General features: G+C 38.2%; 17 protein-coding genes and 1 tRNA gene. 5 read left to right on the top strand and 13 right to left on the bottom strand.

What is annotated here, in order from left to right:
- Nucleotides 1-89 precede the first annotated feature (89 nt).
- From HQN83_RS04950 to HQN83_RS04970, 5 genes are all read left to right on the top strand, one after another.
- Nucleotides 90-692: a porin family protein gene (locus tag HQN83_RS04950; RefSeq protein WP_173089232.1), complete on the top strand. Its 603-nt coding sequence runs from the start codon at nt 90-92 to the stop codon at nt 690-692.
- Between the two features lie 322 nt (nt 693-1014).
- On the top strand, nt 1015-1773 hold the full coding sequence (locus HQN83_RS04955) for a sensor histidine kinase (RefSeq protein WP_173089233.1): 759 nt from the start codon (nt 1015-1017) through the stop codon (nt 1771-1773).
- Nucleotides 1770-2534, top strand: coding sequence for a LytR/AlgR family response regulator transcription factor (locus HQN83_RS04960; protein ID WP_173089234.1), 765 nt, complete (start codon nt 1770-1772; stop codon nt 2532-2534). The genes HQN83_RS04955 and HQN83_RS04960 overlap by 4 nt, the downstream gene beginning before the upstream one ends.
- Before the next feature lie 107 nt (nt 2535-2641).
- On the top strand, nt 2642-4081 hold the full coding sequence (locus tag HQN83_RS04965; RefSeq protein WP_173089235.1) for a phage tail sheath family protein: 1440 nt from the start codon (nt 2642-2644) through the stop codon (nt 4079-4081).
- A 70-nt stretch (nt 4082-4151) separates the two neighbouring features.
- The gene (locus HQN83_RS04970) at nt 4152-4583 is read left to right on the top strand and encodes a nuclear transport factor 2 family protein (protein WP_217277328.1); all 432 of its coding nucleotides are present in this window, start codon (nt 4152-4154) and stop codon (nt 4581-4583) included.
- Between the two features lie 20 nt (nt 4584-4603).
- Here HQN83_RS04970 and HQN83_RS04975 read toward each other — a convergent pair whose 3' ends face one another.
- From HQN83_RS04975 to HQN83_RS05035, 13 genes are all read right to left on the bottom strand, one after another.
- Nucleotides 4604-5308, bottom strand: a complete 705-nt coding sequence (locus tag HQN83_RS04975; RefSeq protein WP_217277329.1) for a DUF4386 domain-containing protein — start codon at nt 5306-5308, stop codon at nt 4604-4606.
- Nucleotides 5309-5317: 9 nt separating this feature from the next.
- Nucleotides 5318-5764 carry a DUF6326 family protein gene (locus HQN83_RS04980; RefSeq protein ID WP_173089236.1) on the bottom strand — a complete coding sequence of 149 codons (447 nt, stop codon included), beginning with the start codon at nt 5762-5764 and terminating at the stop codon, nt 5318-5320.
- 150 nt (nt 5765-5914) lie between these two features.
- Nucleotides 5915-7261 (bottom strand): ATP-binding protein, encoded by a 1347-nt coding sequence (locus HQN83_RS04985; protein ID WP_173089237.1) that lies wholly within the window; start codon nt 7259-7261, stop codon nt 5915-5917.
- An 80-nt stretch (nt 7262-7341) separates the two neighbouring features.
- Nucleotides 7342-8250 (bottom strand): hypothetical protein, encoded by a 909-nt coding sequence (locus HQN83_RS04990; protein WP_173089238.1) that lies wholly within the window; start codon nt 8248-8250, stop codon nt 7342-7344.
- 3 nt (nt 8251-8253) lie between these two features.
- A complete protein-coding gene (locus HQN83_RS04995) occupies nt 8254-9270 on the bottom strand; it encodes a carboxypeptidase-like regulatory domain-containing protein (RefSeq protein WP_173089239.1) in 1017 nt (338 codons plus the stop codon).
- Nucleotides 9271-9462: 192 nt separating this feature from the next.
- Nucleotides 9463-10266 carry a GNAT family N-acetyltransferase gene (locus tag HQN83_RS05000; RefSeq protein WP_173089240.1) on the bottom strand — a complete coding sequence of 268 codons (804 nt, stop codon included), beginning with the start codon at nt 10264-10266 and terminating at the stop codon, nt 9463-9465.
- A gap of 1 nt (nt 10267) precedes the next feature.
- The gene (locus HQN83_RS05005; protein ID WP_173089241.1) at nt 10268-10717 is read right to left on the bottom strand and encodes a DMT family transporter; all 450 of its coding nucleotides are present in this window, start codon (nt 10715-10717) and stop codon (nt 10268-10270) included.
- 12 nt (nt 10718-10729) lie between these two features.
- Nucleotides 10730-11458 carry a dienelactone hydrolase family protein gene (locus HQN83_RS05010; RefSeq protein WP_217277330.1) on the bottom strand — a complete coding sequence of 243 codons (729 nt, stop codon included), beginning with the start codon at nt 11456-11458 and terminating at the stop codon, nt 10730-10732.
- A 66-nt stretch (nt 11459-11524) separates the two neighbouring features.
- Nucleotides 11525-12133: a Crp/Fnr family transcriptional regulator gene (locus HQN83_RS05015; RefSeq protein WP_173089242.1), complete on the bottom strand. Its 609-nt coding sequence runs from the start codon at nt 12131-12133 to the stop codon at nt 11525-11527.
- A 271-nt stretch (nt 12134-12404) separates the two neighbouring features.
- A complete protein-coding gene (locus HQN83_RS05020) occupies nt 12405-13028 on the bottom strand; it encodes a YdeI/OmpD-associated family protein (RefSeq protein ID WP_173089243.1) in 624 nt (207 codons plus the stop codon).
- 10 nt (nt 13029-13038) lie between these two features.
- The gene (locus HQN83_RS05025) at nt 13039-13446 is read right to left on the bottom strand and encodes a VOC family protein (protein WP_173089244.1); all 408 of its coding nucleotides are present in this window, start codon (nt 13444-13446) and stop codon (nt 13039-13041) included.
- A 77-nt stretch (nt 13447-13523) separates the two neighbouring features.
- Nucleotides 13524-14423, bottom strand: a complete 900-nt coding sequence (locus tag HQN83_RS05030) for a helix-turn-helix domain-containing protein (RefSeq protein ID WP_173089245.1) — start codon at nt 14421-14423, stop codon at nt 13524-13526.
- Between the two features lie 121 nt (nt 14424-14544).
- Nucleotides 14545-14634: transfer RNA gene (locus tag HQN83_RS05035), tRNA-Ser, on the bottom strand.
- Nucleotides 14635-14676: the final 42 nt, after the last annotated feature.

Here is a 14676-nt window from a genome sequence, read left to right on the forward strand (position 1 = left end):
TGTCTCCCGTAGGTTCTCCTTTAGGGCAGAGGATTAATTATTCAATTTTGGTAATAATTAAAACAATTACCATTAGTTAAATAAAAAAAATGAAGAAGTTAATATTGATCTGCCTGGTTCTGCTATCTGTTAAAAGTTTTGGTCAAACCAAAAGTGAAGGTTTTGTTCAGGTTTTGTTAAATCGTTTGGAATTTGGCATAAAAGCTGGGGCCAATTACAGCGATTTTACTGATGCTAGTTTTGCTACTGACCCTTTAGTAGGCTTTCATGCAGGAGGTACAGTTGCTTTTAAACTAGGCAAAAACTTTTCAGTACAAGAAGATATTCTGTTCTCGGCAGTAGGAGCGAAAAGTAATAACAATGAATTTGGAAAGCAGGATATTAAGCTGTATTACGTTTCAGTGCCGGTGCTATTTAGGTACAAAACTAATTTTGGTCTGTATGCTGAAGCCGGTACTCAGGCCAGCTTTAAGGTAAAGGAAGATGTGGCAGGACTAGCAGGAGGTGACTTTGCCAAGAAACTGGATTTTGCTGCTACGGGAGGTATAGGATTTCAATCTAAAATGGGACTAGGTATAGGAGCAAGATATATTTATGGACTGTCTAAAGTGGGTAATTTTGATGCTTCCGGATCAAGGAACAACTTCAAAAATAACAATGCACAAGTTAGCCTGTTTTATACGTTTAAATAAATACAGTATCATTCTACCAAAGCATCCCGGTTGCGAAAAGTAGCCGGGATTTTATTGTTACTTTTATCATATGCAAAACCAAATACCCTATAAGAGTTTAATGGTACTGAACTGCATTATAGCCTTAATGTCGTCTGTTTTAGTTGCTGTTTTTCTAGTAGCCTCTACTCACGATATTTCGGGAGCGACACTCCGATTTGTGCAGACTTTTTTGTTTATGGCAATTACAGGTTTTTGCAATTTGGGCCTGTTGCGTTTGTTTGGAGTCGAAAAGCCGAAATTTTACCTTTCTAGTTACTTGTGTGTGGTATTGGTGTGGGTTTTGGTAAAAACTTTATATTCGGTAGTAACAGGACAAAAATGGGAGGGAGAGGGGCCAAATCTTTACCAGTCTTACGCATTAGCAGTTCTTTCCATATGGATTTTGAATACAATGATACTTGTGCTGCAGAACCTGGTTATTTTGCAGCAAAGAAAAACACAAACTGAAATTGAAAATTTACAGTTAAAAGCTAATATGAGCGAAACGGCCAACTTGTTACTGAGGCAACAGATTCATCCCCATTTTTTGTTTAACGCATTGAATACAGTCAAATCACTTTATAAAAATGATTTTAAGCAAGGTGAAAATTATTTGGTACATCTAGCTAATTTTTTAAGGGTGTCAATCTCTAACCAAACTACTACAACTACTTTGATAAAAAACGAACTTGAGTTTTGTCTGGATTACTTGAAAATGCAAAGTATACGTTTTGGTACTGCAATGGAATATGCAATTGATATTTCTCAAGAGCATATCGAAAAGGGCTATCTGCCTTTTTTTTCCTTACAGCCACTGGTTGAAAATGCATTGAAGCATAACAGTCTGACAGAAGAGTCTCCGATATTGATTACAATTAAAGACGAAAATGGCTACCTACTGGTGTCAAATAATTTACAACCGAGGAGTTATAAAGAGACGTCAACAGGGCAAGGCCTGCTAAATCTGGCTGAGCGTTATCGTTTGCTTGGTGAAGATGCCATCATAATAAGTGCTGATAACTCTTTTTTTACAGTGAAAATAAAAATATTAGCGCTATGAAGGTAGTATTAATAGAAGACGAAAGGCTTACTGCCGAAGACCTGAAACAGACTATAATGCTTGTCAATCCTGCGGTGGAGATTGTGGCCGTCTTAAAGTCTGTAAAGGAAGGTAAAGCCTGGTTTAAATCAAATACCAAGCCTGACCTAATCTTTAGTGATATTCAGTTGGGAGACGGTTTAAGTTTCGAGATTTTGAGTAATCTCCACGTTCCTGTTATATTTTGTACCGCTTATGACGAATACGCCCTAAATGCATTTAAAGTTAATGGTATTGATTATCTACTTAAGCCTTTTACCGAAGAGTCAGTTGGTGCGGCATTGCAAAAATTCAAGAATCTTACACAAGTTAAACAAGATGGAATCATACAGCAGTATGAATCGGTTAGGCGCTTGTTCTCAGATCTCAAAACTTCAACTACTAAGGCCTTACTCATACATTTTAAGGATACAATCATCCCTGTTAGCATCGGAAATATTGCTTTGTTCCACCTGGAAAATGAGGTTGTTCATTTGCTTACATTTGATAAATTAACTTATTATCCAGGTAAAAGTTTGGAAGAACTGGAAGATATTGTAGGGAGCGAATTCTTTAGGGTAAATCGTCAATACCTGGTCAACAGGAAAGCAGTTGTTAATGCATCCAGTTTGCTTTCTCGTAAATTATCTTTGAGCGTTTCAGTAGTAGTAAAGGAGAGTATTACGATTAGTAAAGAAAGAGCCCCTCTTTTTCTTAAATGGTTGTCTGGTAGGGGTGGTTAGTTTTTAAGTAAATAAACTGCCGTAAATTCAGATGATTCTCTGATAGTGCTTCATAAGAAAATAGCTATCTTTAATAGAAAAAGTAAGTTTAAATAACTACAATCATTATGAGTGTAAAGAAATCGCCTGGAGTATATATTGCAGAAAAGAATGTGTTTCCTAATTCTATAGTAGCAGTTTCTACAGCAGTGCCAGCCTTTATTGGTTACACAGAAAAAGCCATAAATGGAACCACGTCTCTATCGAATACACCATTTAGGATAAGTACACTTTTGGAATTTGAAACATATTTTGGGGAAGCGCCTAAAACGGTGTTTAGCTTTACTGAGTCAGAGGATTGTAGTGTTGCACGTACCGATAGGTTTAACTTGTATTACAACCTTAAGCTTTTCTTTGCAAATGGAGGCGGTACTGGTACCTGCTATATCGTATCTGTCGGAAGCTACTCCGATGATTTAAATGGCGATAAACTTATTGGTGGAATTGATGCGCTTTTAGAAGAGCAAGAACCTACAATGATAGTTATTCCTGAAGCTGTTTGCCTGCAAGACGCTCAAAGTTGCTATGAAATACAAAAGGCAGCTTTAAAGCATTGCGGAAGTACTCAAAGTAGAGTAGCTATACTGGATATTTACGACGGTTACAAAGATCGAATAGATCCTTCGGGAGATGTAATTGCCAAGTTCAGGGAGCAGATAGGAACAGAATTTCTCAACTATGGGGCTGCCTATTATCCCTGGCTTAATACCTCGGTGGTTGGCAAAGAGGAAATATCTTTTGCCAATATCTCAAATGAGGATGTTGAGAAATTCAAAGCTGTTCTTAAATTGCGCGACCCTAATCTTGCAAATTACATCGACGTAATAGGTACGGATACAGATAAAATAGTACTGGATACTGCTCACAAGGAGTTGTATAAACAAAGTGCGTTTTATTCGTTAATCATTAAAGAAATGCAAAGGCAGATTAATCTTTTGCCTCCTTCAGCGGCTATGGCGGGTGTTTATAGTATGGTGGATATTACAGGAGGAGTATGGGAAGCTCCTGCAAATGTTGGATTGGTAGATGTGATTAGCACTGCAGTTAATATATCTTCTGAAGATCAGGAAGATCTCAATATTCCACTTGATGGTAAAGCTGTAAATGCAATCCGATATTTTACAGGGAGAGGCATTTTAGTATGGGGAGCGCGTACGCTTGAGGGGAACTCATCTGATTGGAGATACATCAGTACGCGTCGTACTATGATCATGATAGAGCAATCTATTAAAAATGTAGCACGAGCATATGTATTTGAGCCTAATGTCTCCAGTACATGGATAACTTTAAGTAGTATAATAAATAATTTTTTTTTAAATGTATGGAAACAAGGAGGTTTAGCTGGAGCTAAACCTGAACAAGCGTTTTTCGTGAAAATTGGGTTAGGCGTGACTATGACGCCACAAGATATATTGGATGGCAAAATAATCATAACTGTAGGGGTAGCAATTATGCGGCCGGCAGAATTCACTATAATTTCGTTTCAGCAGCAAATGCAACAAAGCTAACTTTGCTTGTATTTAAGCGAATATCGCGTATATTTATGGCTCAAGTCCAATTTTATACAACTCATTAAACGTGAAAAACCTAATCTTAATCGCATTACTCTCTTTTTCTACAGTTGCTTTAGCTCAAACAAAATCAAATACTAATTCTGAAGTAAAAAGTATAGAATCTCTAGGCATAGCTTTGGTAGATGAACAACTTGCTGCATACAATACGAGGGATTTAGAAGCTTTTTTAAGTACGTATAGTGATGATATCAAAATCTATAGCTTTCCGAATAAGCTGTCTGGAGAAGGTAAGGATTATATGACTAAAGTTTATGGGAAATTCTTTAAGGAAACTCCAAATTTACACTGTGAAATTGTAAACAGAACAGTTCTTGGTAATACGATTATTGATCATGAAAAAGTAACTGGATTAACGGGAGGTGCTTCAATGGAAGCTATAGCTATCTACAAGTTAAAAGACAACAAAATAAGCGAGGTATACTTTATAAGTAAGTAATTCAATTCATGTTGTTTAACCTAATCTTTTACATTAGTTTTTATCCCCATAATTAAAAGCCACAAACATATTCCTATTTCGCCTATACTTGCTGGTAAGGTTACATATTTGGCATAACCAAATTCACCGTAATTAGGTAAAGCGGTTCGTCCCAATACATTTATGAGGTAGCCAAAACATCCAAGCATAAGGAAAACACCTAAAATTTTAGGGAGAGTTTTAGAATGATAAACCAAATACCCAAAGGGGAATAACCAGAGTCCCCAAAAAATCTGAACGATTAATAACCCGCTATCATAGCTCTCAAGAGAAAATAAAACACGCGATTGGAGTTGTTGCTGGCTTAAATCTTTAAGATAATCAGCACCACTGATGATTGAAAGTACATCAAATTTATGTTGCAGGTTGAGCAATGAAATAGGGACGCTAATCAAAGCGAAAATGACCATTAATTTAGCGTAATTCTCATCGACATGTCGTAACAGCCTGTATAACACAATTGGCAATAATGTAAAGGCTAGATAACAGATCATACTGCTAGCAATTCCCATTCGGTATAGTTGTTGGGATGAGGTGATATGTTGAAGTGTCTTTGCAGCATCATTCCAAAAAATCAGTTGAGAAGGGACATAGGCAAGACTGAACATACCCGTGAGTACTACTACCAAATAAATAGCTCCGGCTATTCGTGCGGTTTTTTTGTTTGCATCTATCTTTGGATTCATGGTATTTGGTTAGTTAGTGGTCGTTTGTTTAGGCCATTTCCAGGCATAGCAAATAATTAAGCTGGTTAAGATAATTTCTATAAGTGCTAAGTAACTGTAGAAAATCATCCATTTGCTAGTTGTGGTAAACAATATCAGAATCATAATCAAGGTAAAAAGACTTCCAATCCCAATATTTGCCGAACGATTTATGCTCGGCTTTAACACCAGGGAAAGAAAGATCATTAAACTTGGTATGGTCATTAACATAGCAAAAGCCAACAAAGAATATGGCGTTGTTGTGCCTACGCCCGAATGCCCATCAATTAATTTCTGTATGCGGTCTGGAACAAACAGAGAGAAAAAATCGCCATAAACGTAACAGAACATTACTGAGGCCCATAAGGCTGAGAGTTTAATTTTTACACCTACAGGGAGATTCTCCAGATGGATGTTTTTTGAGCGATTTGAAGCCATGTTATACAGTTTAACTCGATTAGAGATATAAGTATTTAATTGCTTTTCAACTTAACCTCAAAGTAAACTAGGTTTGTATTTAGTTAAGTTGTTAAAATACAGATGTTTGGTTTGTCTTCGTTTAGATGCTCAGGGCTTAAGTTAGTTACACTATTTTACTGTTTTTTCAAGTTCACGTTTTATGCTTTCTATAATGTCTTTGTTTAGTAATGTGTTACTGTCTCTTTTTATAGTTTTTAGCGCAGCGTTACGAACAATGTTTATGATGTTTCCTCCGGTAACCTCATACTTATTTGCAATCTCATTTACATCGAGAGTATCTTCAAGAACCATTTTGTCAGAGAAAGCCAGTTTCCATAATTTTACTCGTTGTTCTGCATCTGGTTTTGGAAAAGGAATTATAGCCTGAAATTTGTGGTTACATGTATTGTCAATATCGGGCTTAAGATTCGTTGCCAGGATGATAACCCCAGGGAAATCTTCTATGCGTTGTAGTAAATAAGATATTTCCTGGTTGGCATATTTATCATGAGCATCACGAACTTCTGTGCGTTTACCAAATAATGCATCAGCCTCATCAAAAAATAAGATCCAGTTCTTGTTTTCGGCTTGCTCAAAAACACGGGCCAGATTTTTTTCAGTTTCTCCAATATATTTGGAAACTACCATTGAAAGATCAACCCTATAAACATCTAGTCCGCTGCTTTTTCCCAGTAAGCTAGCGGTTAGCGTTTTTCCTGTTCCCGATGGGCCATAGAACAATACCCTGTAACCGGGTTTTATAACTCGCTTCATGTTCCAGTCATTCAGCAACGTATCACCATGCCGAATCCAGTCTTGAATTCCTTCTACCTCTCTTTTGGTATGGTCATTAAGTACTAAATCAGCCCATTCAAGATTTGTTTGAATGCGCTTGGCTGGAAAGTCTGGTCCAAAATCTGGCTGCAGAGCTACTCCATTTGTAAAATGACTCAGATACTCAGGAGTGATTTGAAGTAAACGATTTAGAAGTGGCTCTTCTGAACGTACTGCCACCAGTTTTATAATATTGTATTTTAGAAGAGGATTAGTTTGGCTGAGCAGTTGCATCACCGAGAAACGTATTTGAAGATCGTTAGCCGCTAATATAAATAAGGCGGTTTCTTCTGTAGGTAAAAACCTATTGGAATTTTGACTTACTATGCCTCCAAATTCTGTGAAAGGACGATCGGAAGCACTGTTTTTAACAAGAAAAACATCCAGTAAATTTGGTGTGATATGAGGTGCTAAGGCTAGGGCAAGTACGATTCTCTCTGCAATACTCAGTTTGTAATAGTTTACAGTTTGCGCGTAAATAGAATCTTCATCCTTTAATAAAGGAGGTGTGATTTCTGTAATAGACTGATAGGAGCAGGGGCTGCCAAAATAGAGCAACATACGTGTTTCTATAACTGTTGCAAGCCATTGCATTTCTGCTTTGAGGCTTAATGCATTCTGTTGCGTTAGGTTTAAATCCATTCTGTCGCCATTTTAAATAGGGAATGATAATTCTAAATATAGCTATTTAGAATTTTTGTATTGTTCTAATACGGAAATCTTTATTTGCTCACTTCGGCCTTTATGGCCAGGTCGGTAAAGTCTGGTGAGAAATAGCTGTACGGAAGCCACGCTCTTCTGAAATTCATGCCCCATATGTTCAAGTTATTCGTTTTTACAGGAGATATGCCAATGGCGGGACGATAATTGATAACCTGGTTCGTAGTTAGGCCATCCGCATTATTTAGTCTCACATAGCCCATGTTGTGAAAATCCCGAACCCATTCTACAGCAACAAAAAACTCGGGATCAGGAATTATGATGTTAAGATCCGTTAAGTCGATCTTTATTCGCCTCCTGCCATTGCTTTTAGCCTCGATCACTTTCGAACACAAATCCCGGCCGGGCCCGCGAGTTAGGCTGTCCAATCCGTAGATCCTTACGCGGAATTTGGTGTATTCCGTCCCCGTATAGCTAAATAAAAGGCGATAAATAGAGACATTTTTCAATACACCGCCAATCTTAGGGGCATCAAATCGCTGGGCAAGCTGCAACCATTCGAATGAAGTGGCTCTCTCGCTTACACCGGCATAATGCTCGACGTCGTTCGAATCGAAATCATTGAGTAACGTATCTAGCTTGGATACCGATTGTTTTGGAGGTGCCAAAAAAGCAATTCTGACCAGTTGGATGCTGTCCCGGCCCTCTAGTTCCCGGATAGGGAACTTATAGACCCGATAGTTTTGGGCAGCAAAAATAATGGTGTCCCGCATCGCTGATAAGTTGCCCGGAATACTAAATACACCATCATTTTCTGTATTAATGGCCAGCCTTGCCCTGATGATGGACACCGAGACGCTTGAAATGGGCAGTTTGGTCTCGCTGTCGACGATGTGAAATAAGTTTAATTTATCCTGAGCATGAACCCTAGTTATAAACACCAGCAGCAAAAATGTAAATAATGTCTTCATGTCTCAGTAGCTTATAGTGGCCGATAAGGCAATTTCACGCTTCTCTTCGGGAATTTCCGAGTCATAGAGCTGCCATTTGTTTTCATGATTTTTAATCCAGGATAGGGTAGGTTTTTTCTTTTTATATTCGATCAGAGCGGGCTCGTAAAGCGTTGCATATTCTGATACATCTTCCAATATCTGGTTTCCTTTTTTGGTGACCTTTCGTACTTTTTGCGCGTAAAATAACTTGATGACCTCGTTGAATGGAATGTGCATCCATTCTATTGTAATGTAAAACTCAGCGGAGTTGATGATGATGTTGTCTTTGCGAAGATCCAGTTCAACCCAGGGCGCCTTATCCGTAAGGTTAATGATTTTACTGAATAGCAACGTATCTGGCGCGCAGGTCTTTGGGTCTACAGACATGACATGGAGCAAAAAACGGGTTTTGATGTGAGAAGTCACTAGAGGCTTGTCCGGATACTTTGTTTCGTCTAATTCTCTTCTTCCCAGATCTACCTTGGTCAGTACCACATTTCCCTGCGGGGCGGTAAACAATTTAGCGAAAAAACGATTCCTGGGCGAAAAGGGGTAGGTGACCACTGGCGGAAAAGGGTCTGTATTCACTTCAGGCGGGTCTTCCTTAATATCGCTTAGGTCAAATTTATTTAAACGGACAGTTTTAAGTTCTTCATTTGTAATACTAACCTCTTCCAGCGTAGTTGTGGTCGGTACCAGGGAAATGAAGCCGTTCTTTTGATAGGAACTGGTGAGGAGTTTGAAAGTCTGGTAGCCAACTGAACTAAAAATGAGCGTATCCTTCACAACAGAATCAGCGCTTGCTATTCTAAAATATCCTTGCGCATTACTCGTAACGGTGATTCTTTCCCTAGCCAATCGTATATTGACATTGGGTACCGGGGCCTCTGATTTTTGGTTGATGATTTGTCCTTCAAAAACAGTCTGGGCACTGACCTTTATGGAACTAAGGAATAAAATAATTCCTAAGAATAACTGGAGAAATTTGGAGCGTTTCATATACTAAGATAAGATTTGTGGTTTAAAAAACAGATCCATTCTTGTATTTGTACATGGGTTTGTGTGCAGTTGAGCGGCAGCAACGAATCAACATAAGTAGAAGACTCAGCCGAATCACTCACCAATCTTATGGGAATTAATGAGATTGGTGGATTTCGTTTAACAATAAAAATTAACAAATTCTATGTACCCTTATTTTGTCGTCGCTAATACATAGTTTGTCATTAAAAAATCTTCCTTAAAACCCATTTTCAAGTAAATATTCTTACCGAGTCTAGAAGATTGTAGAGTGGCTGTTTTAATCTTCTTGTCAATTGCCCCATTGATGAGAAGCACCATAACTTCTTCTGCAAAACCTTGCTTTCTAAATTCTGGAATGATACCTAATCCATGAATACCTATTACGCTTCTCGTTTCATATGTAATAACTGTGCCAATTGGCTTTTGACCAAGATAAACAAGGTAATAAGAAATAGGCTGCTTGGTTCTCATTAGTATTTCCGAAGAAATTTTGTAGCCAAAACTCTGTGGGTATATGTCAGACCATAGCATTGCTTCATTTTCATTGTCTATTCTTTTTAAACTAATTCGGTTTATAGATTCAAACTTTTGATCGAATACTAATGACATTCCAATCTGTTCGGATTTTTTAACTAAGCCAATTTTTTCAATTACAGAATGCTGCGTGTTTTCAAAATCACTCCAATAACTTAGGGATAAAGGAATTTTAGAATCTTTCATTACCTCGGCTATTGTTTGAAAAACCTTTTCTTTTATATTTTCATCAGCATCTAATACTTGTTTAATGGTATAGAATCTGGGTTGTGAGTTTATACTCAGGTTTCTTTCATTAAGCCAAATACGATTTGGCCATTCAGAATCGAGGATGGGACAATAGCTAAAAGATTTTTGTTCGATGTAATTTTGAAAGGCTTGCGCTACTGTTTTCCATAAAGAAATCAGGTTGTTAATATTATACTTCTGGTTTGTAGTCATGTTATTTTGAATTAATGAAAATAATTCCAATAATCATTGCTGTGGCTCCGATCATTTTTTTCGTTGAAATGGGTTCAAGAGGTAGATTAAACCATCCGAAATGTCCGGCAATGACAGAGAATATAAGCTGACCGCATAATCCTAAAGACATCATTTTTGCAATGCCTAACTTAGGAATTGTGAAATAGTATAATGTTATTCCTGTTATGCTAAACAGCCCCCCTATAACCCATAGATGTGTTGGAACCTGTTTTTCGGATTGAAGATTGAGTGTGTCTTTTGAAAAAAGTAGAACAAAAATTAAGGCAAATAAAGCACCACTTGTATAGGTGGCCATGGATGCTAGAATTGGTTTTTTTAGTAAGGATCCTAGCTGTGTGCTAAAGCCTGATTGAATAGCTAAACAGACGCCTCCTAAGAATGCTATTGTGGACAATAACTGTTGATTCATATAATAAATATTCTATTTTAATGTGTTTTTTAGAAACATCAATGTATGTTCCCAAGCTCGGTTTGCCATTGTTAGATTATAATCTGGCGATTTGGGATTGGTAAATGTGTGTTTAGAATTACCGTAAGTAATAATCTGCCAATCAGCATTCGAGTCATTCATTTCTGAAATGAGATTGTCATAATCTTCTTTTGATACAGTAATGTCATCGGCAGGGTGGAGGACCAATATTTTTGAAGTGATTGAATTGTTTTTTCTACCAGGGTCTTTTGCTAATCCTCCATGAATAGAAATCACAGCGGTTAGGTGAAGATTGCCACGGGCGGCTTCCAATGCTCCTGTACCACCAAAACAGTAACCGATAACGGCAATTTTTTCTGGAATCGCACCACATTGTTTAAGCTCCTTTAGTGCCAGAGAAATTCTTTTTTGGTATTCTTTATGGTTTTGTTTGTAATACTTGGAGCTTTTTGATGCTTCGTCAATATCTCTTGGAATGTTGCCCGCACCATAAATATCGGCTATAAAAGCAATATAGCCTTGCTTTTCCAGTTCCAAAGCGGCATTCTTAGCTTCGTCATCTATTCCTTTCCAGGCAGGTAGGATGAGAATGCCAGGTAGCTTTTTTCCTGCATTAGAACTTACTAGACCATTTAAGACCTGCTCGCTGTCTTTATACGTAATTAATTTCAGCTCATTTTTTGAAGTGGAATTTTGCAAATCTGTCATTTCTGTTGCCATTTTTTTTAATAATGAAACAAAATTACCAGTCGCAAATCATACCACTCTTTACATATGTTGATTAGTCTATTTTTTCTTGAAATGTTTTCTGATTCTACTTAATTGTGTAGGTGTTACGCCCAAGTGTGAAGCAATATGTTGCAGTGGAACTCTTTTGTCAATATCGGGATAAGCCTTGAGGAGTTTCATATATCGAGTAGTTGTATTCTCCATGACCAGTGAAATTTCTCTTTGCTCTTTGTCGATAATCCAATTTTTTTCAAGATAAGCGATGTAGAAATTTTTAAGATCGTCATGTAGATAAATAAGATCTTTATATTGCTGATAATTTATGCTTATAAGGATTGTTATTTCTATGGCTTGCAAAGTAAACTCGGAAGGTATTTTCAATATTGCTGAGACACTAGAACCAGCAAAATGCCTTTCCAGAAAAATATTTTTATTATACGTTTTGCCTTCTATATCGGTAAAATAAGCAATCATTGCGCCTTGACAAATGAAGTTAATATGCTTCGAAACTTGTCCAATATTCAATAATATTTCATCCTTTTTCAAGGTTTTAAACTTGATTATCTTTTCAAGAAGACGAAATGATTCTTCCGAAATTGGGTAATATCCTATAATAGTTTCTTTAAATTCCTCTATATATGTTTTATGTTCTTCAATCACGCCCATTTGTTTATTAAGATATTTGGTTAAATATATATCCGATCACTTATATAGTGGAATCAGGCAAAAATAGACAAAGTAGGAGGATTTCTGAAATCCTAAAAGGCGGTGGTGTAATCAGTTTCGTTCAGGAGATTGAGACAAAATCAGTTCCTGCGACCATTCATTTTTTAGCGGACAGACTAAAGCCGACAGTTCCAGAGACAGATAACTGATGCTTTATAACCGACTCTCTTCATAAGAATTATAACGCAGTTATTTTCATCAATAGACAGCGCTATTTCTGGTGTTTCCAGAAGCGCCCCTTGCCGTCGGCGATCCATTCCAGGGCTTCATCTATCCTTTTTTGCCGGGTCTGATCGGTTTTCGCATCACTGATCCAGATGATATATTCCTTACGGAAAGAGTCTGACTTACTTTCAAAGACATCTTTCGCTTTTGGACTGCCTTCCAGCGCATCCAGGAAATAGTCGGGCGTTTCCAATACCTTGGGCTTTTCCACTACAGGTTTTTCTCTTTGAATCTTTACGCCCTTTTCGTTTAGCTGTACCGCCTCCTTAATCATAACAATAAATTCCTGATCAGAGATCAGTTCACTAAACTGCGTTATTTTACCCAATAGCCGCTTGATCGGTTTGAGATCCTTGGCCGCTTTTAGTCGAGAATCGCTCATTAATTCGCCTTTTAAAAAGGTAAACGCGCAGTGTGCCTTATGTGAAGCCATCACACACATATGATCGCCCTTATAATCAAAATGGGGAATGCCCCATTTAATAGTCTCTTCCACATTCGGGCAGTTTTCATGGACAAGCCTGCGCCAGTGTTCAAGGATCGGTCTTGCAAAATCTTCTGCCTTAGTGATATAGACATCTATGGCTGGATCGTAATTCTTATTCTCCATTTCCAAGCGGTTAAGACTGAGCGAACTGACTCATGTCCATATATACCAATTCCCATTTGTGACCGTCGAGATCGGCAAAACTATGCTGGTACATAAAGCCGTGATCCTTTGGCTCGGTATAAATCCTGCCGCCCAAAGACTGGGCCTTACTGATAAAGGCCTTAACTTCTTCCGCTGAATTCGCATCCAATGCCATCAGCACTTCAGTTTGCTGGTTGGCATCACATACATCTGTATCGATAAAAGTTTTGAAATACGTTTCGGTAAGCAACATCACAAAAATGCTGTCACTGACCACCATACAACCGGCCTTATCATCGCTGAACTGCGGATTGAATGAAAAACCCAGGTTTGTGAAAAAATCTACGGATTTGTCCAGATCTTTTACTGGTAGACTGATAAATACTTTGCTTGGCATATAATTAAATTGATATCACAAATAAATGCAGATTTGTACAAAAAAGCTCGGTTGAAATCTTGGATTTACAGGTCAATTTAATTACCTGTGTGTTGCCTGCGGAACGCAGAAGGGGAGAGTCCCGCATGTTTTTTAAAGAACCTACCAAAATTGTTTGGATCAGAAAACTCCAGCTGGTAAGCAATCCTGGAAATCTCCATATCGGTGTACCGAACCAGCGATCTGGCCTCAGTGGCCATTCGTTCTGTAATAAAACTCAGTGCATTGCGCCCCGAAACTTGTTTAACAGACTGGGAAAGGTAATTGGCCGTAACCGAAAGTAGGTCTGCGTACTCCTTGACACTACGCTTCTGGATATAATGACTTTCAATCAGCTGGATAAAATCCTGCATCAATACTTGCTGTCTGCCAGCGGGCAGCGCCCTCTGCTTCCTTTCCAGCGCAAAGCCCTCCAGATGACACAACAGCCCCAAAAGCTTCAGCCTTGCTTCCAGGTGGGTATCTTCACCTGACTGTTCATAAGCGGAAAAAACAGCTTCAAAATGTGGAGTCAACTCAATAAAAGTATCATGATCAAATCTGAACAGATTGGTGCGGAGCTGATCAAACAGCGTAAACTGCTTGTGAAACCCAGGCCTGAAAAATGAAAAGGCCTCCGGCTTAAAATAAATAATATAACCCTCTAAAGCATTATTGTGCGCGAAACTATAAACCAGGTTGGGCGAATGGAACACCAGATAGGAATCCGGATTTTCTACCAATTCCTCACCGTAACTGACATTCACCTTTCCTGAATTGAACAGCAATGCAAAAAAATAAAAGGCACGCCTGAACGGTGGCCGGTATACCGACACCTGCGGCTTATCCAGCGGTTTTAACCTCAGACAATAGAAATCAGGGTTCTCTGTTCTGCCAGGCCAGGGAATAGAGGCCAGAAAATCATTGATATCCGTATAAAAGGGAAGCTCTGGTTTCATTTTTTCCATAATCTCTACAAAACGATTGACCGAAAATAGCTTTTTAAATATTATTTTTTTTCCTCTCAACAAAAAAGCCTGAAATCTTACGATTCCAGGCTTTTTGTAGGTTTTGATACCTTGGCGGAGAGTGGGGGATTCGAACCCGCGGACCCTTTGACAAGTCAACAGTTTTCAAGACTGCCGCAATCGACCACTCTGCCAACTCTCCGCGACAAAAGTACAAATACGACTTGATTTTGCAAATTCAGAT

The organism is Pedobacter foliorum (genome assembly GCF_013266735.1).
In the GTDB taxonomy this organism is placed as follows: Bacteria; Bacteroidota; Bacteroidia; order Sphingobacteriales; family Sphingobacteriaceae; genus Pedobacter; species Pedobacter foliorum.

What these genes read in the sequence shown, in the direction of transcription:
- HQN83_RS05030 (WP_173089245.1), bottom strand. Translation starts at nt 14,423, where the DNA reads ATGAAACCAGAGCTTCCCTTTTATACGGATATCAATGATTTTCTGGCC.
- HQN83_RS05025 (WP_173089244.1), bottom strand. Translation starts at nt 13,446, where the DNA reads ATGCCAAGCAAAGTATTTATCAGTCTACCAGTAAAAGATCTGGACAAA.
- HQN83_RS05015 (WP_173089242.1), bottom strand. Translation starts at nt 12,133, where the DNA reads ATGGGCGTGATTGAAGAACATAAAACATATATAGAGGAATTTAAAGAA.
- HQN83_RS05005 (WP_173089241.1), bottom strand. Translation starts at nt 10,717, where the DNA reads ATGAATCAACAGTTATTGTCCACAATAGCATTCTTAGGAGGCGTCTGT.
- HQN83_RS05010 (WP_217277330.1), bottom strand. Translation starts at nt 11,458, where the DNA reads ATGGCAACAGAAATGACAGATTTGCAAAATTCCACTTCAAAAAATGAG.
- HQN83_RS05020 (WP_173089243.1), bottom strand. Translation starts at nt 13,028, where the DNA reads ATGGAGAATAAGAATTACGATCCAGCCATAGATGTCTATATCACTAAG.
- HQN83_RS04985 (WP_173089237.1), bottom strand. Translation starts at nt 7,261, where the DNA reads ATGGATTTAAACCTAACGCAACAGAATGCATTAAGCCTCAAAGCAGAA.
- HQN83_RS04950 (WP_173089232.1), top strand. Translation starts at nt 90, where the DNA reads ATGAAGAAGTTAATATTGATCTGCCTGGTTCTGCTATCTGTTAAAAGT.
- HQN83_RS04960 (WP_173089234.1), top strand. Translation starts at nt 1,770, where the DNA reads ATGAAGGTAGTATTAATAGAAGACGAAAGGCTTACTGCCGAAGACCTG.
- HQN83_RS04980 (WP_173089236.1), bottom strand. Translation starts at nt 5,764, where the DNA reads ATGGCTTCAAATCGCTCAAAAAACATCCATCTGGAGAATCTCCCTGTA.
- HQN83_RS05000 (WP_173089240.1), bottom strand. Translation starts at nt 10,266, where the DNA reads ATGACTACAAACCAGAAGTATAATATTAACAACCTGATTTCTTTATGG.
- HQN83_RS04975 (WP_217277329.1), bottom strand. Translation starts at nt 5,308, where the DNA reads ATGAATCCAAAGATAGATGCAAACAAAAAAACCGCACGAATAGCCGGA.
- HQN83_RS04965 (WP_173089235.1), top strand. Translation starts at nt 2,642, where the DNA reads ATGAGTGTAAAGAAATCGCCTGGAGTATATATTGCAGAAAAGAATGTG.
- HQN83_RS04995 (WP_173089239.1), bottom strand. Translation starts at nt 9,270, where the DNA reads ATGAAACGCTCCAAATTTCTCCAGTTATTCTTAGGAATTATTTTATTC.
- HQN83_RS04990 (WP_173089238.1), bottom strand. Translation starts at nt 8,250, where the DNA reads ATGAAGACATTATTTACATTTTTGCTGCTGGTGTTTATAACTAGGGTT.